20 protein-coding genes are annotated in these 24,676 nt (G+C 44.7%); 11 read left to right on the top strand and 9 right to left on the bottom strand.

Translation table 11 applies throughout. The annotated features are described in order from the left end of the window. The first annotated feature begins 345 nt into the window (after nt 1–345). Both MUK70_RS04070 and MUK70_RS04065 read left to right on the top strand, forming a co-directional pair. Nucleotides 346–1,227: an SDR family NAD(P)-dependent oxidoreductase gene (locus tag MUK70_RS04070; protein WP_234657747.1), complete on the top strand. Its 882-nt coding sequence runs from the start codon at nt 346–348 to the stop codon at nt 1,225–1,227. A 64-nt stretch (nt 1,228–1,291) separates the two neighbouring features. Next, nucleotides 1,292–2,221, top strand: a complete 930-nt coding sequence (locus tag MUK70_RS04065) for a helix-turn-helix domain-containing protein (protein ID WP_234657748.1) — start codon at nt 1,292–1,294, stop codon at nt 2,219–2,221. Nucleotides 2,222–2,342: 121 nt separating this feature from the next. Here MUK70_RS04065 and MUK70_RS04060 read toward each other — a convergent pair whose 3' ends face one another. The 4 genes from MUK70_RS04060 to MUK70_RS04045 all read right to left on the bottom strand — a co-directional run bounded on the left by MUK70_RS04060 (nt 2,343) and on the right by MUK70_RS04045 (nt 11,304). Further along, nucleotides 2,343–6,119: a hybrid sensor histidine kinase/response regulator gene (locus tag MUK70_RS04060; protein ID WP_234657749.1), complete on the bottom strand. Its 3,777-nt coding sequence runs from the start codon at nt 6,117–6,119 to the stop codon at nt 2,343–2,345. Nucleotides 6,120–6,428: 309 nt separating this feature from the next. Further along, a complete protein-coding gene (locus MUK70_RS04055; protein WP_234657750.1) occupies nt 6,429–7,895 on the bottom strand; it encodes a T9SS type A sorting domain-containing protein in 1,467 nt (488 codons plus the stop codon). Between the two features lie 410 nt (nt 7,896–8,305). Beyond that, nucleotides 8,306–10,969 (bottom strand): ABC transporter permease, encoded by a 2,664-nt coding sequence (locus tag MUK70_RS04050; RefSeq protein WP_234657751.1) that lies wholly within the window; start codon nt 10,967–10,969, stop codon nt 8,306–8,308. Next, the gene (locus tag MUK70_RS04045) at nt 10,966–11,304 is read right to left on the bottom strand and encodes a PadR family transcriptional regulator (protein WP_234657752.1); all 339 of its coding nucleotides are present in this window, start codon (nt 11,302–11,304) and stop codon (nt 10,966–10,968) included. The genes MUK70_RS04050 and MUK70_RS04045 overlap by 4 nt, the downstream gene beginning before the upstream one ends. A 307-nt stretch (nt 11,305–11,611) precedes the next feature. Here MUK70_RS04045 and MUK70_RS04040 point away from each other — a divergent pair, with 307 nt between their 5' ends. From MUK70_RS04040 to MUK70_RS04025, 4 genes are all read left to right on the top strand, one after another. After that, entirely contained in the window at nt 11,612–12,136 is a 525-nt protein-coding gene (locus MUK70_RS04040) for a TetR/AcrR family transcriptional regulator (protein ID WP_234657753.1), read from the top strand. Nucleotides 12,137–12,147: 11 nt separating this feature from the next. Next, nucleotides 12,148–12,558, top strand: coding sequence for a nuclear transport factor 2 family protein (locus MUK70_RS04035; protein ID WP_234657754.1), 411 nt, complete (start codon nt 12,148–12,150; stop codon nt 12,556–12,558). Between the two features lie 494 nt (nt 12,559–13,052). Next, a complete protein-coding gene (locus tag MUK70_RS04030) occupies nt 13,053–14,117 on the top strand; it encodes a T6SS phospholipase effector Tle1-like catalytic domain-containing protein (RefSeq protein WP_234657756.1) in 1,065 nt (354 codons plus the stop codon). A 156-nt stretch (nt 14,118–14,273) separates the two neighbouring features. After that, on the top strand, nt 14,274–14,774 hold the full coding sequence (locus MUK70_RS04025; RefSeq protein WP_234657757.1) for a hypothetical protein: 501 nt from the start codon (nt 14,274–14,276) through the stop codon (nt 14,772–14,774). Here the strand turns inward: MUK70_RS04025 and MUK70_RS04020 are convergent. Further along, the gene (locus tag MUK70_RS04020; RefSeq protein WP_234657759.1) at nt 14,771–15,688 is read right to left on the bottom strand and encodes a helix-turn-helix domain-containing protein; all 918 of its coding nucleotides are present in this window, start codon (nt 15,686–15,688) and stop codon (nt 14,771–14,773) included. The two genes, MUK70_RS04025 and MUK70_RS04020, sit on opposite strands and share 4 nt — an antisense overlap. Nucleotides 15,689–15,747: 59 nt before the next feature. Then, nucleotides 15,748–16,548, bottom strand: coding sequence for an SDR family oxidoreductase (locus tag MUK70_RS04015; RefSeq protein WP_234657761.1), 801 nt, complete (start codon nt 16,546–16,548; stop codon nt 15,748–15,750). On the opposite strand from MUK70_RS04015, the gene MUK70_RS04010 reads away from it, so the two are divergent. From MUK70_RS04010 to MUK70_RS04000, 3 genes are all read left to right on the top strand, one after another. Continuing rightward, nucleotides 16,549–16,953 carry a hypothetical protein gene (locus tag MUK70_RS04010; protein ID WP_234657762.1) on the top strand — a complete coding sequence of 135 codons (405 nt, stop codon included), beginning with the start codon at nt 16,549–16,551 and terminating at the stop codon, nt 16,951–16,953. It begins immediately after the preceding gene. 268 nt (nt 16,954–17,221) lie between these two features. After that, entirely contained in the window at nt 17,222–18,514 is a 1,293-nt protein-coding gene (locus MUK70_RS04005) for an epoxide hydrolase family protein (RefSeq protein ID WP_234657763.1), read from the top strand. A gap of 550 nt (nt 18,515–19,064) precedes the next feature. Beyond that, complete coding sequence (locus MUK70_RS04000; protein WP_234657764.1) at nt 19,065–19,517, top strand: VOC family protein; 453 nt, start codon at nt 19,065–19,067, stop codon at nt 19,515–19,517. Nucleotides 19,518–19,558: 41 nt separating this feature from the next. On the opposite strand, the gene MUK70_RS03995 is transcribed toward MUK70_RS04000, so the two are convergent. The 3 genes from MUK70_RS03995 to MUK70_RS03985 are packed head-to-tail and all read right to left on the bottom strand — an operon-like array spanning nt 19,559 to nt 22,153. Beyond that, on the bottom strand, nt 19,559–20,488 hold the full coding sequence (locus tag MUK70_RS03995; RefSeq protein ID WP_234657765.1) for an aminoglycoside 6-adenylyltransferase: 930 nt from the start codon (nt 20,486–20,488) through the stop codon (nt 19,559–19,561). A gap of 40 nt (nt 20,489–20,528) precedes the next feature. Continuing rightward, on the bottom strand, nt 20,529–20,804 hold the full coding sequence (locus MUK70_RS03990) for a GNAT family N-acetyltransferase (RefSeq protein ID WP_234657766.1): 276 nt from the start codon (nt 20,802–20,804) through the stop codon (nt 20,529–20,531). A gap of 11 nt (nt 20,805–20,815) precedes the next feature. Further along, nucleotides 20,816–22,153, bottom strand: a complete 1,338-nt coding sequence (locus MUK70_RS03985) for an APC family permease (RefSeq protein WP_234657767.1) — start codon at nt 22,151–22,153, stop codon at nt 20,816–20,818. Nucleotides 22,154–22,669: 516 nt separating this feature from the next. On the opposite strand from MUK70_RS03985, the gene MUK70_RS03980 reads away from it, so the two are divergent. Then, nucleotides 22,670–23,539, top strand: a complete 870-nt coding sequence (locus MUK70_RS03980; protein ID WP_244784676.1) for a DUF4595 domain-containing protein — start codon at nt 22,670–22,672, stop codon at nt 23,537–23,539. 757 nt (nt 23,540–24,296) lie between these two features. Next, nucleotides 24,297–24,653: a DUF1016 N-terminal domain-containing protein gene (locus tag MUK70_RS03975; protein ID WP_234658811.1), complete on the top strand. Its 357-nt coding sequence runs from the start codon at nt 24,297–24,299 to the stop codon at nt 24,651–24,653. The last annotated feature ends 23 nt before the right edge of the window (nt 24,654–24,676 follow it).

Here is a 24,676-nt window from a genome sequence, read left to right as displayed (position 1 = left end):
AGCTTTCCATCGTTGGATCAATAACGGCCTCTTAGCAGGCATTCGGACCGACCTGGCCAGCTATCAGTTTGCGCCGCACAGCTCAATAAAATCATTGCTCTGGTCAGTTGTAACTGTTTTATCATAGCAGCGAGCCAGCGTGCCGGGCCACATACCCAGCCGGTTGCAAGTTCAGCAGCGCACGCAACAGTTAAGTCTCTCGAACCAGGATTTGTGGCAAACCTGCGGGCGGCAGGATAGAAAAGTTGATTTCCTCGTTTCGGCTACGAGAGTCCTCATTTAGACTACAGGCAGGCACTGGCACCTGCTGATCTTTGTGTATTACAAATGGTTAAATAAAACATTATGGTACATCAAAGTAATATTTCAGGTGCTGGTTTAGAATCATCTCAGGTTAAAGCCAACAAAGTTTGGTTCATTACAGGCGCTTCACGCGGTTTTGGTCGTGTTTGGGCGGACGCTGCACTAAAACGTGGTGATAAGGTTGCAGCTACGGCACGCACGTTGGCCAGCATCGCCGACTTCAAAGATCAGTATGGTCCAAACGTTTTGACCTTAGAGCTTGACGTAACCAAGGCTGATCAGGTAAAAACAGTCGTGGAGCAAGCCCATGCCCATTTCGGAAGGCTTGATATTGTGCTCAATAATGCTGGCTATTCACTTGTCGGCACGATTGAGGAAGCAAGCGCTGACGATGTCCGGGCACTTTATGAGACGAACATTTTCGGGTCACTAGCCGTTATTAAGGCGGCCTTGCCATTGCTCCGGAAACAGGGCGGCGGTCATATCTTGGGCACATCCAGCAATCTTGGGCACGTGACCATGCCGGTGATCGGCTATTATTGTTCTTCAAAATGGGCGTTTGAAGCTATTTACGAAAGTCTGTCTGCAGAGGTCAAAGCTTTTGGAATCAAAGTAACGATCATTGAGCCCGGTGCCTATGCTACTGAATTTGGAAGCCAGGAATCCTTGAAATTTGCACCCGGACTTGAAGTTTACCATGATTTTAAAACGCAGTTTATGGGCGGGATCAGAAGTACAGAGAGAGGTGATCCCAGAGCGACGCCAGAAGCACTCTTCCAAATGGTAGATTCGGAAAATCCTCCGCTAAGATTTTTTCTGGGTAGCCATAATTTGCCGGCGGTGCGTAAAGCATACGCGGAGCGGCTGGCAATCTGGGAAGAATGGGAAGCTGTCTCCAACTCTGCTCAGGGCACATTAAAATAGAGACTAAACCAATCATAACCGGTAGCTCAATGCTATCGGTTATTGTTATATCTAAAATGATCCAATGAAAAAGGAAGAAAATATCCCCTATAAATTCGATTCTTTGTCCGACGTGCATCGGGCCTTTGGCTTACCCAAGCCGCTACATCCGCTGATCAGCCTTATAGATAATACCAAATTGCCGGTCGAACCAAACAGACCACAGCATTCACACGTGCTCACTTTTTATAAAATAGCTTTAAAGGGGAAACTGAACGGAAAACTGCGATATGGTCAGACCTATTACGATTTTGATGAAGGCGGGCTGTTGTTTGCTGCTCCCGGGCAAATCATCGGCCACCCAAGCGACGACGCTAATCTTAATGCAAGTTCTTCCGTGTTCACATTGCTGATCCACCCTGATTTTTTGCTGAATTTCCCTTTGGCTAAGAAGATTAAGCAGTACGGATTCTTTTCCTATTCGGCTAATGAAGCATTGCACCTGTCCGACCAGGAAAAGGCTGTGATACTGTCGATTTTTAATATTATGAACCAGGAACTGCAAAGCAGGATTGATGAATTCAGCCAGGACGTGGTGCTTTCGCAAATCGAGTTGTTGCTCAATTATGCCAACCGCTTTTACAAACGTCAATTCATTACCCGCAAAGTATCAGGGAGCAATTTGTTACAAAAACTGGAAGAAATCCTGGACGAGTATTTCCATAGCGAAAAGTCTCTGAGCCAGGGAATTCCAACGGTTCAATTCCTTTCAGACAATTTGAACATTTCTGCTAGTTATTTGAGCGATATGCTCCGTTCACTGACCGGACAAAACGCTCAGCAGCATATCCACCAGAAACTCATCGAAAAAGCAAAGGAAAAATTAGCTACAACCAGCTTGTCGGTAAGCGAAGTTGCTTACGAACTTGGCTTTGAGCACCCGCAATCGTTCAGTAAGTTGTTCAAAACAAAAACCAAGCTGTCGCCATCGGAATTCAGACAATCTTTTAATTAAGAATCGCATATCCAGCAGCATTAAAGCAATACAGGCCTAGAAAATGAATAGCAACGGGCATCTGATTCCTGATGTTTTACTGCCTTTTTTTTGAAAGTAACAAAATGTCGTCAGGGACTTACTAGCATTGTATTTTTTGGGACAATTCTTCCAGCATTTCCATTAGTTCTTCCAGGTTTATCGGCTTGCTAATATAATCATCCATTCCTGCGGCAAGGCATAGCTTCCTATCTTCCTGCAGAGCATTGGCCGTCATAGCGACAATATAAGGTCTGGTTGGGTTAGTTGCCCTGATCTTTTTAGTCGCTTCAAGACCATCCATATCAGGCATTTGCACATCCATTAATATTAAATCAAATACTTTTTGCATTGCCCTTTTCACGACTTCCAGGCCATTGCTAACCATCTCAACCTGGTAACCGAGCTTGCCCAGCACTTTTTGGATTACAATTTGATTCACTTTGTTATCCTCTGCAACCAATATCTCCAATGGATATTTTTTGGAAAAATTGGAATGCAGTATCTTACGGGAAAGCTTAGCTTGTTGCAGCGGTTGAGAGGCTGGTGCAGTGTTCTGCTGCTTTAACTGTTCGGAAATTCTCACAAGGATAGAAAAATAAAAGGTGCTGCCGTGACCTTCATTGCTGGTTACTCCAATCGTTCCACCCATCAGGTTTACCAGCTTTTGACAGATTGCAAGACCCAGGCCTGTGCCTCCGTATTGTCGGCTTGTGGAAGAGTCTACCTGCGAAAAGGCCTTAAACAGGCGGTCCATCTTGATTTCGGAAATACCAATCCCACTGTCCCTTACTTCAAAGTACAATCCGACCTCGTTGTCGCCCGACCGGCCATCCAGGGCGACTGTCAAGATCACCTCACCTTCCCGGGTAAACTTAATGGCATTTCCGATCAGGTTGATTAAGATCTGACGAAGCCTTTGCCCGTCGCCAATCAGGTGCTCAGGCACATCGTGATTAATTTTATACAACAGGTCCAGCTTCACTTCAACCATTTTTGGCATAAAGACGTCCATCACATCTTCGATGCAACTCCGCAGATTGAATGCCCTTTCCTCCAGTTCCATATTCCCGGACTCTATTTTGGAAAAGTCGAGAATATCATTGATCACAGTCAGCAAGCTGCCACCGCTCGACTGTATGCTTCTGGTATAACTGAGTTGTTCTTCATCCAGGTCGGTTTCCGCCAACAGCGAAGCCATACCGATCACCCCGTTCATAGGAGTTCTGATCTCATGGCTCATGACAGCCAAAAAAGAGCTTTTTGCCTGGCTTGCCAGCTCTGCCTGCTGCTTTGCCTTCTTTTCTTCCTCAATTGCGATTTCCGCGACGCGTTTCGCTTTTCTTTCTTCTTCGATCGCCACTTCAAGTTGCATGGTGCGCTGTTTGACTTTTGTGACAAGCAGTTTCTTCTGTCTCCGGATCGATTGAGTACGGAACTTGTAAACAAGGATGAGCAGGCCGGTAAAGCACAGCACCGATAGTAGCCTGAACCACCAGGTAAGCCAGAAAGGCGGTGTGATGATAATTTTTACAAAGTTGCCCCTGTTGTTCCATACCCCGTCGTTGTTGGATGCCTTGACCCGGAATGTATAAGTCCCGGGATCAAGATTCGTGTAAGTGGCCGTCCGCTTGTTCCCTACATAGCTCCAACCCGGATCAAATCCTTCCAGTTTGTATGCATACTGGTTTTTCTCTGGGATGGTATAACTCAGCGAAGCAAATTGAAACGTAAAAACGGACTGTTTATAGGAAAGCGTAATGGACTTCGTATCGCTGATATCTCTTTTCAGAATACCGGATTTATCACCTACGGAAACCGTTTTGTTGAAAACCTGGAAGCTGGTGAGATAAACCGGCGGGATAAAAGTATTGTATTTAATACTGTCAGGATGAAAAGTGTTGAAACCGTTCACCCCACCAAAAAACATTTGCCCGCCTTCTGTTACAAAGCACGAGTTATCCCTGAACTCATTGCTTTGCAGCCCGTCCTTCACGCCAAAATTCCGGAAGGTTTTGCTTGCGGTATTGAATCGGGAGATTCCTTTGTTTGTACTCAACCACAAGTTTTTATGTTGGTCTTCCAGCATTGCAAATACGACGTTGCTTGCCAGGCCGTCTTTTTCGGTAAAGGCTTTAAATGTTTGCTTATGGGTGTCAAAGTAATTGAGCCCGCCGCCGACAGTCCCTATCCATAGGTTGCCGCCCTTCCCTTCCCGGATGCATTGAACCTTATTATGTGACAGGGAAAAGATCTTTTTCGGGTTCCGCTGGTAACGGGTGAAATACCGACCGCTGCTGTCCAGTTTGTTCAACCCGTTATAAGTCCCCACCCAGATTACCCGATTCTTATCCTGGAAAACAGTAGTTACAATGTCCGAGCTAATGCTGGTGCTGTCAGCGGGATCGGTGCGATAATGTTTGAATTTCTTGCTTTTGACGTTATAATAATTCAATCCGCCTCCCCAGGTGCCGATCCATAAATTACCGTCGATATCCTTGAAAAGGTTATTGACATCGGCAATGGACAGACTGTTGGGATCTTTGGCATTTGGCAAATAGTGTTTCGCAATGCCCGTCTTGGTATCAAAAAAATCGAAACCACCATCGTGATATCCTAATGCCAGTACATCGGCGGAAACCCGGACGATCGAAATGACATAGTCATTGCTGATTGAATTTGCATTTCGCGGATCGTGCCGGTAACTGGTGAAAGTGTTGCTGCTATAGTTAAATACGTTCAATCCGCCACCATCGGTGCCAATCCATATTTTCTTACCTGAACTGTCCCCGCATAATGAAAGCACTACATTGTCTGTCAGGCTGCTCGGCTCCCCCTGTATGTGCCTGTAAGAAATAAATTTCTCCCCAAACTTTGGCAGAAAGTCGACCCCGCCTGCATAAGTCCCCACCCAAATATTCTCAGCATTATCCTGATAGATCGTATATACAGAATTATTGCTTAGCGTAGCAGGTTCATTAGATCTGTGCTGGTAATTCAGGAACTGTCCTGTGCGCCTGTCATACACGCTGACACCTCCATTTTCGGTTCCTATCCAAAGCTTGCCGTCTTTGGCCGCGAGAATGGAAAGAATGTCATTGTGAGCGATGGAATTTTGATCGGTTGGCTCGTGCATAAAGTTGCGGAAAGACCGATCCTTAAGATTGTAAAGGAACAAGCCCTTGCCCTTCGTGCCTATCCATAAGTTCCCATGATGATCCCTACACAAAGCCCTGATTGCCGGTGCCGGAGAACGGTTCCCACGATTTACATCGATGCTTCTGCTGGTGTACCTGTCATTGTTGATTGCCACCTGGAAAAGCCCGTTTCCTGTACCCAGCCATAGCGAGCCGTCGTCACTCTCTTCGATGCGGTAAATAGGATTTTTAGTTTTGCTACCCCGGGTCTGCCCGGCATACAGAAGCAGTCTGAACTTCATTTTTTGCCGGTCAAACAGAAACAACCCTTCCAGAGTGGCCAGCCAGATCCTGTTTTTACTATCCTCAAAAAGGTCGTTGATGTCCTGGGTTATGTAGTGTACAAAACTATTTTTATTCCTGTCAAATCTGTCCAGCCCGTTAGAAGTTGCAACCCACAAATCGCCGTGCTTATCTTCCAGTAGATCCTGTATATAACTATCCGAAATGCTGCTTTTGTCGTAAGCATCATGTTTGTAGTGTGTAAAAACATAACCGTCATATTTATTCAGTCCATCTTCACTTCCAAACCACATGAAGCCCTTTTTGTCTTTCAGTATCGCCGAGACGTGGCTTTGGGCCAGTCCTTCATTTGTGGTAAGGTGATTAAATTTGACACTTTGCGCTTGCGCGAGGCTTAGTAGTACCCACCAGATAAACGTGATCGCTACCGCGAATCTCATTTTACCTGAATGTGAGCGCTTAATCTGGTGTAAAAAAAGCATTTGTAATCCTAACGATTGCTTCATTGTTGGAAAATAAAGCCGGCTGTGAACAATTCATACAATATATAAAATTAATTCTACAAAGCTGCCTTTTTCGACTTCATGCGCCACTTCCTTTGCTGAACCTTTTAGGTCTGCGTTCCATCTCTGAGCTGCACGCATATTGGAGCTTCTAAAACCGCTGCATCCACTGATCAGTGTTATTGATTTTAGCAAAATCAAATGTTATGAAGATGCCGTCAGCACAATCTTGATAACCGCTTGTTCCTATATCTTGACTACCTTTTTAACAATTCTCTTCCTTTCATATTCAAAAATAAGCATATATAAACCAGCTGGCCAAGCAGTTGTATCAACCTCAAAAGTCTCATTAATTTGGTAATCTGTTGAAAGCAGCTCAACACCTGAGACAAGAAATACTTTAAATCTTAATAGGCTACATGTCGGCCGCCAGCTTGCACTATCCATTTGAACCGTAAACTTTTTGTCGATTACAGGGTTGGGATATACAAAAAGATCCTCACCACATACGGTTGTCCCTGGTTTAAATGGTTCAGTTGGTGATGTATTAAATGTAGATTGTAGAAAATTAGGAAGACCCTGGTAAATCTTACCACTCTGTAAATCCATGGGAAGCTCTTGTATATCAATGCTTTCTATCTGACTATTCGGCGAGTTTATCACCAATAGTCCCTTTCTGTCCAGGCAAGCCATATATAGCTTACCATCTGGACCAAGTTGTAACGCCCCGGCAACGTATGTAACATTGTTATTTAATGCATCCGGAGAAATTATCGAGGCCGGAGGCAGGTTTAAATTCTTTATATCAAACCGGAAGGCACCATAATCGCTTAACAAGGATAGGTATAGTTTCGAATTATCAGGAGAGAAAGACAGACTGTATTGATTACTAAAGTTGCCCAGGCTACGATAGTTGGAAATTGTGCCGTTTCGATTATCAAAATCATATAGCTCGAACGGACGCTTGCTTTCGTTGTAAACTGCAGCTGCAAGCAGGCGCCCATCGGGCGAGCCTTTCAGGGTCCCTATTTCCTCGCTAATATAATGGTCAGCCCCTTCAACTGCTTTTCTGTGAACAGTACCAATCTTTATCTCCTTAGCTGCGGAAATACCCATTGGAGAAACCAGATAAACCAAAAAAACATCGCTGTCCCATCTATGGGAAATAAGCCAGAAGTCCCTTTTATTAATGTGGGGAATAGCCGTTAGTTTTTCGGAGCCAAATTTTTCCAGCAGTATATTTTTTTTATCAACTGATACACCTCCCATGCCGCTGGATAGCGTCATATCAATGACAGAATAATGCAGTCCTCCGTTTTTATCGGCAAATGACCTTGTTGTAAACAAATAGAACAAATTGGACTTTCCCGGGAATGGTAAGGTTAATGCAGTTTGCGTGGATGTAAAACTACCTAAGAGACCTTCTCCATGCAGCATAATCTTGTGATCGGCATTCCAGACCGTGCTACCATCCGTGTAAAAAAGCAGTTTTCCAGACTTCGGATCTGTTGCAACAGCTGTTCCTTCGGTTTGTTTGATCGGGCTTCCATAGACGGGTATAGGCTTACCAGTCGCAAAAGAAAGTCCCACCTCCCGACCAAAAAACCAATTATCAGCTTCATGCTGGGCAAAAGTAGTCGAAGGGGTAAGCGTCAAAAACAAGTAAAATCCTATCAGAAACAGAAGCGCCAGCACCTTGCGAATATTTCCCATTATTAAATACACATTCCTTATAGGATAATTGGAGACTATATTCGCCAGTTGTTGAAATCGTGAAATTACTGACCTGGCTTCCATCTTGCCTTACGGCCAGAATACCAGGAACCTGCCACAGCAACAAGGTTGTCGCTGCCATGATAGAATATCATTGTAACCAAACGTCTATTAAATAATAAATATAAGTATTTCCTTAATTATTTACAGAATATCTATCTACGTTACAGTCAATATTTGGAGTACTGAATATGAGTGCCATTCAGGAGATCAACGTGGGCGCTTCACCTGATATTTGCAATCCTCATGTAAATCGCCCTGAATGGTTTCAAGCAAATGGGCTGCACAAAATCATTGAAGAAACCGGTTAGCCCGGCATGGCAGCTTCGCTTTTATTATTTTGAAATGAATTACTCACTTTTTAAACTCTTCACAGGATCCAGCAGCGCAGCCTTAATGGCCTGGTAACTAACAGTAATCATGGTAATCAGCATTGCACCCGATGCCGCAGCGACAAAAACCCACCACGATATTTCGGTACGGTATTCGTATTTTAAAAGCCAGGCGCTCAGGAAGTAATAGGCAACAGGTGCCGAAATCACGCAGGATACAATCACCAGTTTCACAAAATCGCCAGAGAGTAATGCCCAGAGATTTGCTACGGACGCTCCCAACACTTTCCGGACTCCAATTTCCTTGGTGCGCTGCTCAGCCGTAAAGGAAGCTAACCCGAATAATCCGAGGCAACTGATTAAAATAGCAAGGATTGCAAATGCAGACGCAAGCCTGGCAATGCGTTCTTCTGTTGCAAATTTGAGTGCATATTGTTGATCAATGAATTTGTAATCAAACGGGCTGCCGGGATTGAACTTTCTGAAAACGGCTCCGACCTTTGCCAGAGAACTGCTTGCCGATTGCTGCGGGTTCAGTTTTATGTTGATCACATTAGCCCAGTTGTAATCGGCCATAAATACCATAGGATAAACCGGCTGAAAGGGCGAATCCATCACCATATCCTTAATCACGCCTACCACATTAAATGGCCTTCCATGCCACTTTATGACCTTGCCAACGATCTCAGAGGGATTCTTTAGGCCCATGTATTTCACGGCTTTTTCATTAAGCACCATTCCCGATGAGTCCGTGGCAAATTCTCTTGATAAATCCCGTCCCTCAATAAACTGCCAACCGACAGTTTTGCCAAAATCATGGCTTACTGCAATCGTCCCGAAGTTTTCCTTAAAATTGGGGTCCTTTCCTTCCCAATCATATCCGTCATTAGAAGAATTCATATCCGTTGTCGGCGTAGATGAAGTAGACATTTCTACCACAGCGCCTGTTTTCAGCAAATCACTTCTTAATGCGTTGTAATGCTCATGTAGTTCGGGCGTATTTATATTTACTGTAATCAGCCCGCTGCGATCATAGCCAACGGGCCGGTTTTTGGCATGCTGAATTTGTTTAAAAACAATGATAGTCCCAATGATGAGCGTAACCGAAACGGTGAACTGCAAAACCACAAGCGCTTTGCGTGGAATTGATGTATAACGGCCTCCATGAAAGACTCCTTTCAAAACTTTTACAGGCTGAAAGGATGAAAGGTAAATGGCAGGATATATTCCGGAGAAAATGCCGGTTATCATTGTAAATGCGCCCGCAAACAACCAGAACCAGACATTTTTAAACGGAAAATCGATCTTTTTGTCTGCTACCTCGTTGAAAAAAGGCAGAATGACGATGACCAGCAACACAGAGAGCACGAAAGCCAAGGTCACAACCATAAGCGATTCTGTAAAAAACTGGTTGATTAACTGCGTTCGATAGGAACCGACTGCTTTGCGGATGCCAACTTCCTTGGCACGTTTCTCCGAGCGGGCCGTGCTCAGGTTCATAAAGTTAATGGAGGCAAGAAGCAGCACAAAGACTCCAATTATGCCAAATAGCCAGACGTACTGGATCCGTCCGTCCAGGTTTCCGGCTTTATCCCAACCAGTGTACAAATGCCATTTTTGCATGGGTTGCAAAAAAAGCTCCGGTTTAAAGAATGCTGTCTCAGGAGCATGTTCCAGCTTTAAATTCCGGATCTTTCCCGAGACGGTCGCAAAGTCTGAGTTGGGACTGATCTGTACAAGTATCTGCCATGAATTGTTATTCCACTCATTGTTTTCAATGGCTGTCTTTACCCAGTTCTGCGTGGCAACGTACAAACTCCATGGCGCAATAAATGAAAGATCTCTAAATTCGGTGTTATAAGGAAGATCCTCGTATACCCCGGTAACCCTAAGGTTCATGCTATTATCGAGCTTCACGATCTTGTCAATCGGATTCTCTGTCCCAAATAATGCTTGTGCAACAGACTCTGATAACAGGATGGAATTCTGATCTTTAAGCCCGGCGCGTGTACCTTGTTTCATATTAAGGGAAAACATATCAGGCGCTTCTGCACTCAGATAATTTCCTTTTCTGGTAAATTTCCGGTCGCCGTAAGCCAGGATATGCTCCCTGGTCCAGGACGACATGATCACATATTCAAAATCGTCCGCAAACTTTACACCAAGCTCTTTTCCCATCGACGCGGGCATGTACTCGTTGTTAAAGACCTCATTGTTAAAAGCGCCTTTCTGCATGACTTTGGCAATGCGATCGTAGTTCTTATGGTACTTATTGAAAGCAAATTCATCGTGAATCCATAACCCAATCAGCATTGCCACAGCCATGCCAAGGCTCAATCCGCCAATGTTTATGGCGGAGTAACCTTTATGTTTAGCAAGGTTTCTGAACGCGATTTTTAGATAATTTTTTAACATATCAATACTGAATAAAGGATGAGAAGAATGGTCATTATCCCATTGGCTGGGTGCGTGTTTTCGCCTGATATATCTTAGTTTGAAAAATCCCAGCACTTCCCACCAGTAGTCAAGGCGGGCCTTTCTTATGCCGGCACTTTCGGCTTTATAAATAAATGCTTCATGCAGATCGCCCTGAATCGATTCCAGCAAATGCGGCGCGCAAAACAGGCGAAGCAGTTTATCGGCCAATGGCGGTGGTTTAGAAAGTTTCTCGTGCCGGCTCATAAATTGGTGGAAAGCTTTAACGGATTTAAGATTCTATTCCAAAAACTCACACGCACCTCCTGAATTTCGTGCAGGGTCCGCTGCCCGAAAGCAGTTACTTTAAACAATCTTTTACGTCTGCCACCCCTTTCGGCAGTTGGCTCCCCCATTTCGGATTTCACCATTCCCTTTTCTTCCAGCCGCTGCAAAGCCGAATGAACCTGGTTCAGCCTTACGTCACGGCCAGTCTGTTCAATGATCTCACGCATCAGCACCACCCCATATGCCTGTCCTTCCATCACCGCAACGGTCAGCAGAACGATCTCTTCAAACTCTCCTAAATAGATCCGTTTCATACGTTTTTATAACTTCTACTTTTGCTGATTAAAATTTCAAGCCAGAATTGTAAGTAACTATCAATTCATTGATTAATAGATATTTATATTAAATATACTTGTTGCCTAATGTCCGATACCGGACATCTGAATGTTCGCTATGAGCCACCCGAAACTACTACGTGCCTCAAAACAACTTGTCTTTACAGTTGATAAAAACCACTCCAAAATCGGGGTTCATTGTGATGGTTATTACAAATAAAAGATACAAGACAGACTTGTCTGTTCGTTTTTAATTCTATACATTTGTTTCATCAATAAAATGAATATGAATACGCCTAAAGAAAGAATAATAGACACGGCTTCAATTCTGTTTCATCAACAGGGTTACAACAGCACTGGAATTAATCAGATTATCAAGGAAGCCAATGTTGCCAAAGCGAGTTTCTACCAACACTTTAAATCAAAAGACGACCTGTGTCTCGCATTCCTAAATGCAAGACACGAATATTGGTTTTCCGAATTGATATCATACGTCTCGGAATTTGAAAGCACCAAGAAAAGAATATTAAACGCCTTTGAATTCATTATTTACATGAATTCAAAGGAAGATTTTAGAGGGTGCAGCTTTTTGAACATCCTTTCCGAAATATCAAAAGAGCAAGGCAACATACTTACCATTATACAGGCACATAAATACGACCTTAGGGAATTTTTTGCAAAAGAACTTGGAGATGAATTATTAGCTGCTCACATCTATCTATTATTCGAAAGTTCAATTATAGAAAGCCAACTTTTTAAATCAAATGAAATAGTCGAGAAGTCAAAACAAATCGTGAATAGTCTAATTTAAGTTTTATAACTATGGAACAGAAACATCCTTTGCCTCCGTTTACTTTGGAGACTGCAAAACAAAAAATCCAAATGGCGGAAGATGCCTGGAATAGTCAAAATCCCGAAAAGGTATCAATGGCTTATACTGTTAACAGCGAATGGAGAAATCGAAACCTGTTTATCAATGGGCGGAAAGAAATTGTGAGATTTTTAACCGAGAAATGGGCAAAGGAATTGGATTACAAACTTAAAAAAGAGTATTGGGCGCATACCGACAACAGAATTGCTGTTCGGTTTGAATACGAATACAGAAATCAAAAAGGTAAATGGTTTAGAGCCTACGGTAACGAAAATTGGGAGTTTGATGAAAACGGTTTAATGAAAATGCGATACGCAAGTATCAATGACCTCGAAATAAATGAAACGGACAGATATTTGTAAAAACTATCTATTAAATATTTATCCATGCTTTCAAAAATAGGGTAAAATTCACTGTATTTGAAACTTGCCTACCTAACCAGTCCATGTGCTGATTACGTAACGGGAGCGTTGCTACGTGTTGACGGCGGACACACCAAATCGGTGTAATACCCTACAGATCGTATTTTCAGATCTGAGCCTTCTCAACTTACAGAAATCTTATCACGACAACCGAATAATAAGTAATGCACTGACAATGAGTAAATTGATTTGATTAAATTATTTAATACAATAAATTCAGATGCGACAAAGATGAATTTGCCTCATTTGAAAGATTCTACTAAAAAAGTAAACCAATTTCATCAATCAGCAAGGCTGAGCGAACCTGGCGAACGCATAAGAAATGGGGACCAACCGTGACTCTCAATAGGATCGACAGAAAGCATTAAACTATTCTTGGAATCCTTGAACATGCGATCAACCTGACCTAGCTATCAATAAATCCGCCCTCTTCAATGAAAAACATAGTGATCTGTTGCGACGGCACAGCAAACGAGTGGACAACGCCTGATAAAACTTCGAATGTAGTACAGCTGTTTTGCATGCTTGCAAAGGATCCGACTAACACCCAACAAGTCAGGTATTACGATCCGGGCGTGGGAACAAGGGGCTACACGCACGTGCTGGATTGGTGGGATCAGGCTACCGGGTGGAGTGTTGACGAGAACGTAAAACAAGCCTACACCTTTTTAATGAATTTTTACGAGCCAGGCGACCGAATATTTCTGTTCGGTTTCAGTCGTGGAGCATTTACAGTCAGGGTTTTATCGGGATTGATAGCTAAAAGTGGGCTGCTCTATAAGCGCAATGAGAACCTGATTGAATACGCTTTCAAAATATTTCGCGGCAAAAACAACGAAAACCAGGCGCGCGATTTTGTGACCAATCTTTCGCAGTCTGTTGAAATAGCATTTTTAGGTGTGTGGGATACGGTTAGCGCCATGCTTCAGAAAGCATCATTCAGTAAACTCCCGACATTCTTCCAGGATACTGAGCTATCTGAACAGGTACAATATGCTTGCCAGGCACTATCAATTGACGATTTGCGACACGTCGCATTTCGCCCGATTTTATGGGGACCTGTCGAGCCGCTCTCGCGGATGGAGCAAGTTTGGTTTGCAGGTGCGCACTCTGATGTCGGGGGTGGTTATGGACCGGATTCAAATGACCACCGACCAGCAAGAATCCCACTGCAGTGGATGGTCAAAAGAGCAAAGAAGCACGGACTGTTGATCGACCCGAGTGTCGCTGTTGACAAAATTGCCTTGCCGCAAGATGAATTAGGGAAACTTCACCGTCCAGATCAAAGCCTGCCGTGGGTTCTGGCCCCGTTTTTAAATGGCAGGCGGTCAATTCCTGAGAAGGCTATCATTCGAGGCACTACTACGAGTATGCTTTCGCGGATTCATCAATCAGTGGTTGACAGGATTGCATCAAGAAATGATTACCAACCTAGAAACTTGCCCGCTTGCTATGAAATAGTTGATGACGATGGCAATGTCCTTTCTGTGATCCCATAGAACTTAATGAATCTTCACCCCGTAACAAAAACCTACTCAAAATCAGCTGCTTCCACCGATAGGTAAAGTAAGAGCAATCAACCGTTTTGCTTAAAATAAAACATAAACTCTGTATCCGGGGCAAATGCCGGTAAACCGGGAAACTGGTGGGGAATCGTGACCAATACGGGTAAAAAGGACGGAACACCCATCGTCCAAACTGCCCAGGATCCAGCGCCCGGCTACTATGTTTCACCGACTTCTCTGGCTGATAAAACTAAAAAAATACAAGACCCAAACAGGTATGTGGACTCGCAGGAAATCCCGTACATTGCAATTCCCTCAAAATTCTCGACCCAATTTAAACTGGGCGATATTGCGCTAGTGGTCAACAAGAAAAATAACTTAAAGTGTTATGCCATTTTCGACGATGTCGGACCGTCAAACAAAATAGAGAAGGGTCTATCAATCTGGCAAAAGAGCTTCAGATCTCCGGAAACCCCAAAACTGGCGGGGCAGTTGCCGATGTTGTTTAGCGCGACAAATCATATAGTCCAGGCCATAAACAAAAAAGACCTGACCGTTTTGACCAACGAGGACATGATAAGGATGATCGGCGGTCCGAAAGTTAGGTTTCTATACGTATCGCCTTCAAAATTCATAGCTGCCCTATCTTAATTAAAGCTCGCTCTGAATTCCAGTGGGGAAAAGTTTGTCTTTGATTTAAATAACTTACTAAAAGACTGCGGATGCTCAAAACCGAGCTGGTAGGCGATTTCACCTACTGTCAGATCACTGAATGTCAACACTTCCTTTGCTTTTTCGATAAGCTTATTGTGAATGTGCTGCTGCGTATTCTGGCCAGTCAGTGCGCGGAGCATATCGCCCAGGTAGCGGGGCGAAACGTGCAGCTCGTCCGAAAGATATTGGACGCTCGGCAGCCCTTTCAGCAGGGCAGTTTCGTCGTCGAAATAATTGTTCAGCAATTGGTTTAGCTTTTCCAGCAATGCATTGTTGATCGAATTGCGGGTAATAAACTGGCGTTTGTAAAACCGCTGACTGTAATTCAGCATCAGCTCCAACTGCGAAATCAGTACATCCTGGCTCAGGTCGTCAATGGCCGTTTCGAGCTCGTCGCCGATGTTGCTGGCAATGCCCTCGATGATCAACTTTTCTTTGTCCGATAAATGCAGCGACTCGGTAACCGAGTAGGAGAAGAAGCCATAATGTTTCATTTTGGCGTCCAGTGGATAGTTTCTGAGGAAATCAGGGTGGACTAGCAATGTAAATCCCAGAGTCGATTCGGCCACTTGAATGCCCGTCAGCGGCTGGCCCGGCGAGGAAAAGAACATTCCGCCTTCCTGAAAATCGTAGGTTGTTTGCCCGTACCGCATCCGGCAGCCCGCCGATTCGTTGTAGGTGATGTTGTAGAAATCCATGGCAAAAGTATCGGCCAGCATTTCAGCAGTGATCTGCACCTTATTGAAATCGAGCAAGCTAATCAGCGGGTGCAAAGGTTGCGGCAGGCCGAATGCACGCTGCATTTCGGCAATGGAGTGGTACACGCGCGGTTTGAGATGTTCCCTTTTCATAATCACATAATTGTCTGCCGGCGCAAATCGTTCCAGCCTGCGTCGGCAGACCTTTGATTTTAAACAGTGGCTAACAATTGTTTGATCCCGTCCCGAAAAGCCTCGTCGCCCTTAGCCAGGCGCAGCGCATACCATTCTTTGGCATCGTCGCCACAGACGTATCTTAATGTGTCGGTACCATCGGTAGCCGCACCGTACACCACTTCGGCGATTTGTTCGGAAGTCGTCGCGGCTTTTTCGGTTGCCAGCATCGCCGTGAATTTGTTTATCAAGGCTTCATAAGCCGGGTGCGTGGCAAACACCGACTTGGCACCAATTTCCGTCGCCACCAATCCGGGTTCAATGGTTTTAATCCCAATTCCAAACTCATTCAGCTCATAAGACAAGCTTTCCGCCCAGCCTTCCAGTGCAAATTTACTGGCATCGTACATCGAGCTTACCGGGAAAGCCATCAACCCTGCCGATGAGCCGGTAGTGATAAAAAGTCCCGCTTTTCGCTCACGGAAATACGGAATAAAGGCCTGCGTCACCCGCACGACACCGAAGAAATTTGTTTCCATTTGCTGTACCAGCTGCTCGTCGGTCATCGCTTCCAATGCGCCGAACAATCCATAACCAGCATTGTTAAATACCACATCAATATCACCCAAAGCCAACACTTGCTTCGTGGTTTCGCGAATTTGCGCCAGGTTGGTCACATCAAGAGGCAGCACCGTTACATTATCCAGCGCATTGAGTTCTGTTTCATTTTCAGGTTTGCGCATGGTCGCGATCACCTTCCAGCCTTTGGCTGCAAACAACTTGGCCGTAGCCCTTCCGATACCTGTTGAAGCACCAGTAATAAAAATCGTCTTTGTCATTTGTCATATTTGTTATTTCGGGAGACAAATTTCCGCAGCGCGCGGCTGGCGCTTGTAGCGGATGTGGAGATTGTTGTAGCCAAAATGGTCCGCTATCCTTTACTTCTCGCTGGCCAGTGCCAGCTCTTTTTGCGTATCTTAACCCAATGCCGTCCTGAGCGGCGCGGGCTGAAATCGACGCTATCAAGGATGGCCTGGTATGCGACTGCCAGGCGTCGCGAAAAGAAGTGCTTTCAGCAAGACCTTGTCCTGGGTGAAGTCCGCCGCATCCGGCGGCAGGTTCCTGGTATTGGAACAGCTAAACTGCACGAATTGATGAAGGACTTTGTGCGCGGATACCAGATCAAACTTGGGCGTGACAAACTATGGCACTCTTATCTAGAACAAACCCCGCGCGACCACTAATCCACCACTCAGATCGCGGCGTGCAGTATTGCTCTGTCAACGGATTCTAGTAGCATACGCCGTCCACCATCTCACATGTAGTATTCCGATAACCGGTATTCCTCAAATCCAAGCATTCGGGCAAGCTGAGAAAAATTAATGCAACACTCGCCTGTTGGAATGACTAATTGGCGGTTCAATTCGTCTACTCAGCCGGTTTCTGGTTCGTTTACGCGGTGGTGCCCAGATACTTTTGGGAAACTATCCAACAATCGTATCCAATAGAAAAATGAAAAAGACCAACGTTTTCTTCGCAAGCACGCTACTCACAGCAGCATTCATTACAATGTCCTTTACCGGCTTTTCCCAGATATTCCCCACTACCGGTTCACAGGTTGCTACTCAGGCAGTGCGCCCCTACAAAGTCGCTGTTCCCCAAGCAACACTTACAGACCTACACAAGCGGGTCTTGGCAACCCGCTGGCCAGATAAGGAAACAGTGGCTGACCAATCACAGGGCGTCAAATTAGAACAGGTACAAAAACTCATAAAATATTGGGGTGCTGGTTACGATTGGCGTAAAGCGGAAGCGAAACTCAATGCGCTGCCGCAGTTCGTGACCATGATCGATGGATTGGATATCCACTTTTTACATGTCCGCTCCAAACATCCAAATGCACTGCCACTGATCATTACCCACGGCTGGCCTGGTTCGGTGTTCGAACTGACCAAGATCATTGGGCCACTTACAGACCCGACTGCATTCGGTGGAAAGCCGGAAGACGCATTTGATGTAATCATACCTTCCATGCCTGGCTATGGATTTTCCCAGAAGCCTACCGGCACAGGCTGGGGACCAGACCGTATTGCAAGCGCATGGGATGTACTGATGAAACGGCTCGGTTACAAAAAGTATGTGTCCCAGGGCGGTGACTGGGGCTCAGTTGTTGCAAACGCAATGGGCAGACAAGCTCCTGAGGGCTTGCTAGGCATACACGTAAATATGCCTGCGACAGTGCCTGCTGATGTAGCCAAAGCATTAAAAAACGGTGATCCTGCTCCACAAGGATTGTCGGACAAAGAGCTCGCCGCATTTAAATCATTAAATCACCTTTATACAAAAGGTGGCGGTTACGCTGGTATGATGGTCACTCGCCCCCAAACATTAGGTTATGGCCTTACAGACTCACCGGTTGGACTTGCTTCGTTTTTCCTGGATAAGTTCAACGAGTGGACTTATAGTAGTGGTCAGGCCGAGAAATCGTTGACGCAAAACGAGATGCTCGACGACATTACGCTCTATTGGGTGACAAATACCGCAGCATCTTCCGCGCAACTTTACTGGGAAAACAACACTAACAATTTTAATGCACTAGAGCAAAAAACAGCTCAAATCTCAGTTCAAGTGGCCATTACGGTTTTTCCTGGGGAAATCTACCAGGCTCCAAAAACCTGGGCTGAACGTGCCTATCCAAAACTAATCTATTTCAATGAAGTCAGTAAAGGCGGCCACTTCGCGCAATGGGAAGAACCGCAACTGTTTGCCGAGGAACTTCGGGCAGCTTTTAAGACGCTACGGTAAGATTGTAAAACATTGCTGTTCAACATCCTCTCACTTGTGTTTCCCTGTATTGTTTCCAAAGACTCGTCAGGTGTCCACTGGTTGGGGAAACCAGCTACCCAATCAAAAGCCAGACCGTTTTCATTGACTCCTCCTTGCGCCCAGCCATTGTCAAATCCTACAAACGCACAACCAAAGTGGCCTTTTCCAGAAGGTCGGAACCAAAGCCAGGTTGTTGGATTCGAATAATCCTCATTATCAAAAAACAAGGTACGGTCTGTCCCTGTCAGAATAAAAATCGTACAAGGAGTCGCGGAAAACGAGATTAGCAGCAGACAATATGTAGACAAACGATGTTGAATAAATAGTATAACAAGTGGCAAGAGTACCCGACGTTTTGTGAGAAGCCAAATAAGCATGATAAGTATATTTTCCCATAGGCTTCCTCTACAACAATACAACATCCATTTAGTGTATTAAAAGTGCGACAATCGTAAGTTATGCCCAACTTTCTGACAATAGAGACGCCCAGGCAGAAACGCAGTTAAATGAAACTTAAAAGAATTTAACATTGACAAATAACAAATTGCTTAGAATGGACAATGTTGGCATCGTTGTAGAATCCCTTGATGATGCGATTTCGTTTTTCTCAGAAATTGGCTTGAAGCTCGAAGGGCGAGCAACAATAGAGGGAGAATGGGCTGGCCGTGTTACCGGGCTTGGCACTCAGTGCGTAGAGATTGCGATGATGGTCACCCCAGATGGCCACAGTCGACTTGAACTATCGAAGTTTCTCTCACCTCCTACTATATCAGATCACCGGACTGCGCCTGTGAACGCCCTCGGCTATTTACGCGCCATGTTCACCGTTGAAGACATTGATGAAATGGTATCCAGATTAACCAGGCACGGTGCTCACCTCGTCGGAGAAGTGGTTCAGTATGAGAACTCGTATCGATTATGTTACATTCGGGGAGCCGAAGGACTGCTTGTTGGACTGGCAGAAGAAATTAGTAACAAATAGTAAATCCGTAGAATATTGACAATCAGTATCACTAAAACCGCCTACCGTGAGACAATGCGTATAATGTTTTCTCTCATTTCAGTTTTGTCATAGATTCGTTGAACATCGGCACGCAGGTCTCTGATATGTTGCAAATGTGCTGTCAGATGGTGGTCCCATGCTGCGTGATACTCGTAGCCCAGTTCAGAAGCAACGAACTTTGCCGAGTATCTGAACAAATCCATGGAAGCGAACGTAGCATTCCATATCTGAGGCTGGCTTGCAAGCGGATAAGTTGCAAGCAGTTTTTCGTACAACTCGGGCTCCAGATAGCGGCTGTAGAACTTCCCCCATTTACCAGGGTTCACTTTGAATTCATGTTTACATCCAATATACCAATCCAGCATTTGCAGCAGCGTTCCCCGGACCACCTCGCTGGATAATTGTTGAGCAAAAATCACTTCACCACGCCAAAGTGCTTTGCCCATACTGCCGCTTGTAAACCAGAACTCGTTACAGCAATCCGTAAATGAGCGGGCTGATGGTTTTTGAGTCCAATAGCTTGTATCGCTTGCCTCAGGCAGCGGGCTGGTAAAAATACCGTTCTTATCTAATAGCACCTTACAAAGGCTATCAGCCGCGAAATGGTCGAGTCTGTTAAGTGGCACCAGGACTAAATCAATCCGGTTCCCATCAGTAAATAGCATCAGGTATGAAAAAGCGTCTGCAAGCTCGGGAGATGGAGGATACAGCTCCATATCTTCGGGTAACTGCATGATCATCCTTTCACCAAAAACATCCACCCAAATATGATCCCGCAAGTAAGGCTCTAAATCTTCCACTATATAAATAATGTCGAAATCCTGGAAAATATCGGCAGTTACATTTGGGTTGGATCTGGACCCGTCCTGTAAAACCGCCAGAACACGGCTGTCTTTGCGCGCGATCCCCAATATTAAATCCATCATCTGTAACGTGCTTCTACTCGTCATGCTATTTGTCATATCTTTTATGTAGTGATTTAATAATCATCTATCGCAATACTTTTTTCATCATAATATCTGTCTGCTCATCTTCGCCAAACTTGAAAATATGTTTGTCGAAGGCGACAAAACCGTTCTTTTCATAAAAGCGGATCGCTTTTATGTTTTCTTCCCAGACACCAAGCCAGAGATATGCCATCTTTCGAAAACGTGCGACTTCCAGTGATTTTTCATACAAGATTTGCCCGATCTTTTCTGACAAGATTCCTTTTGTCATCTCTTTTTGAATTGCTACTGCTTGAATCAAGCTTGGAAACCAACGCAATCATCCATTTTTTACTTGACCATCCTGGCACGGAGCGTTTTAAAATACTTCAGCAAGTAGAATAGTAAGCTTAAAACGACCAGGGTAAATAACATTCCCATTATTTCTGCTTTTGTAAGGTTGGATAAAAAAACAAGAATGGTTATAATGGCCAGAACAGGAACCAGGTAGCCCCCTGGAATTTTAAAAGAGGGGGAATCTGCCTGATCTTTTATTCTTAACTTAATTACTGCTAAGGCAACTCCTAGATAGATCAAAAGCACCGAAGAGGAAGACAAGATGGCTAACTGTTTAAATTCACCCGTAATAGCCAGCAAACAGCCTAATGTGGTGAATGCAATAACTGAAACATAGGGGGTGGAAAATCTGGGATGAATTAACGCGAAGGCTCGGATGGGAATCACGCCGTCCTTGGCCGAACGGAACAATACCCGCGGCATATTCAATATGTCTCCACTTAAATAACCAAACATAGAAATGCAAGCCCCGAGTATCATTAAGGTCGCCCCGAAGGGTCCCATTATTCTTTTGGCCACCTCGGCTAAGGGAGCGGCTTTATATTGGGGGAATGCATCGCCCAGTATTCCCTGAGCAACCAATTGCACGGCTATGTAAAGCAAAATAATAACCAATAAACTTAAAAAGATGGCCCTTGGAATAGTTCTTTTTGGGTTCTGAACTTCCCCGCTAACGCTTAAACTATTCTCTGCTCCCTGAAAGGCAAAAAACAGGATAAGCGAAACACTGCCAAAAGAAGAAAGGGCGGGTACTTTGTCCCATTTGAAATTCTGAGGTGATATTTGAGTTGAACCCCAGATCACTAATAATAACAAGGGTGCCAATTTGGCTATTGTCGTTAATTTCACCAAAGTAATGCCTTGCTTTACCCCTCTGACATTGACTATGGTTAGACCCGAAAACAGGATCAGAAAAAAAACGGCTCGAAACGCTTTTTCTTTAAATACGGGCAGCAGGTAAGACAAAGTATCTGCCAGTGCATTAGCTACCGCTGCGGTGGCCATCAGGGAAGCTCCAAAGATAAACAGGTTGGTGGTTAGAAAACCAAAATATTCTCCAAAGGCGGCTTCAATGTAAGCGTAAGCACCTCCCGTCAGCGTTACTTTACTTCCTACCTCGGCAAAGCAAAGCATGATTATTGTTATCAGGAATCCGCAAAACAAGTAGGCCAGTATGCCGGCAGCTCCCAGTCCCTGGCTAACCAGAGCGGGCAAAACAAATATGCCGGAGCCAATGACCACATTGATGATATTAGAGGTTAACCCCCAAATTCCAATTTCTCTTTTTAAGCCTTCTTTTGTGGGAAAGTTACTTCTGGTAGTATGCCGCATATAACAATTGGTTGTGGGTTACCTTATTTAAAACATTGGTGCTTTCCTTCGGATCTGACTAGCAGGGAATGATGGGCAATAATGTAAGATTTCGTGAGATGAAAAGTTAGATCAGTTACAACTACAAAAAGAATACCTGCCGGCCACTACCCCTCGGGAACAAAGCGATCCTCATCTGCAAACACTTAGAATGGGGCCGGTAATTATCGATAATCTCGGAAATGTATTGGAATATTAGGCCCTTAGGCATCATTTCCGGCTCTTTCCGGCTATTGTACACCTTTTGTACACTATAAATTTCTCATCGGAAACCTTTTGTATACACCCAAAAATTGCCGGCAGTTTTAATCCGGCCTACGTTTGTATCGTCTTCCGGGACACATTCAAATTGGACTTCGGAAGCATATTTATTATTCAAAACCATTGTTGTATCACAATAAAGCAGGGTACGCCGAAAACCTGAAATCGAGTAGGCAAAAACGAACAAAAAAATATTTTTTTAAATCCAACAAAGCCATGTTAAACAAAACACATTTTTTTAAAAGTACCCTTTTTATTGCCCTTGCAATTGGCTCCTTTGCCTGCCAGAATGACAACCCGGTGGATCCCATGCCGACTGACGCAGCCTCGGCAGCCACAGCACGGATCGGAAGTGATATTGACTCACCTAACTTTCCCCAGGTGCACAAGCTCACTAAACATGGTGAGGCAACCCTGACTTACGACAACGATGGCCGACTCATGAATGTGACCACCCCCGTACGTGGCGGTCTGGCTATCCAGACCGACTACACCTACAGCCCCGGTAAGATCAGAGCGTTTACGCATCAGGGAAAGGTCAAACTCCGGGATGAAACCTTTACGCTGGATGCCAGCGGGCGCTGCAAGGAATCAGCAGAAGTCATTACCGTTGTCAACAACAATGTTCCTTTAACTTACCTCAGGGAGTGGAAGTTTACCTACAATGCAAAAGGTCAGTTATGGAATTTCCAAAATAAAAACAGCTGCGTCGGTGGATTCAGTTATGGTTACAATGCTGACGGCGATGTGACCTCGGTGAGTAAATCTACAGGAATAGGAAGCAGTGATGATACAAAAATTGGCTACACTCCGGCAGGAGGCGACCCGATCATGAACGATAAATATCCTTTGAACGTGCTAGGGGTGAACGAACACGACGCTTACCTGCGGATTTTCGGTAAGCCGAGTAAGCACCTGGCCACGCTCGTAACCGAGCAGGGTTCACTCGACGGAGATTATTACAATTACGTTCTGGACGCGGATGGCTACGTGACCCAAAGAAAGCAGTACAAACTGATTGGTAGCAGCCTGGTCGATACCAAGTCGTACGCCTACGTGACAGCTAACATCGGGATGCCGTTCTGAGCTGCGCCACCCCAGAAACCCGCGGGCCAGCCGCTCCCAAAAACGGGAAAGGTAATCCCGACAGAAAGCCCTTCGATGTCCATTCGAGGGCTTTCTGATTTTAACCGGCCGGGTCAATCGCCTGCTGGCGCATTATAAGCCAGCAGGTTCCTGTCAACTTTTGGGGTTGCGCTAGGACGACCGTGCTAGACAGACTAATTAAGAATGAGTATTGTTGCAATATGCTTGTCACGCATCTTGGCTGTAGCTAATCAAAGTTATCTTTGATTACAATGGTGGATCGAACTATCAAAGCGAAATTTCAGGTCTTGCGTCTAACATTAAAAGCGATTTTTATCCGAATATGATTGCTAAGTTAGTTAAGGATAGTTAGGCATAGCAATAGATGTTTAGTTTACACAAACGCCGCACTTATAAGCATCATACCAGCCCGGGAATTTCGGAAATCAATGGATATCTAGATCTTGCCGAAAAAGAACGGATGACCATTCTCCAGAGAAAGAAGAAGAAATCAGATTTCCGCATGCCAAGTGATGAAAGTACTGAAACTTATGTCTTTCGTCGGATCGGTAAATGTTATATGCTATTAAAGAAGGCATGAAGGACGTGAAGTTGGAAAGAATGACTTCCATGCACTATATCAAAAATATATCAAATTAGCCGCTGGTCAGTATCAATTATCCTACAACCAGACTTTCAGCGGGACGTTTCAGCCACTCTCTGTAAATCCCCGCATCCAAAAACACACTAAATCTGGATGCATCTTACTTCCAACCAGTACCCGCAAATCCTTGCGGAACTAAAAGTAACCATCCGTCAAAGTCGCCTTAAAGCATCCCTTTCCGCTAATGCACAAATGCTGACGCTTTACTGGCAGATTGGAAAAACGATCGTTGAGCAGCAGGAAGCTGCAAGTTGGGGAGCAAGGATCATCGATCCACTGGCATCAGACCTTCGAAAAGAATTCCCCAACATGCAGGGACTTTCGCCCAAAAACCTCAAATACATGCGCCAATTTGCTACCGCTTATCCCGACCGGGAATTTGTGCAAGCGGCACTTGCACAAATCACTTGGTACCACCATCATCTTGGGAGCTTTTACTCTTCCTCCTGATTACTTTCGCAAAAAAATAGAAA

This window comes from Dyadobacter chenwenxiniae (genome assembly GCF_022869785.1).
Lineage (GTDB): Bacteria > Bacteroidota > Bacteroidia > Cytophagales > Spirosomataceae > Dyadobacter > Dyadobacter chenwenxiniae.
This window is presented reverse-complemented; position numbering and strand designations above follow the sequence as displayed.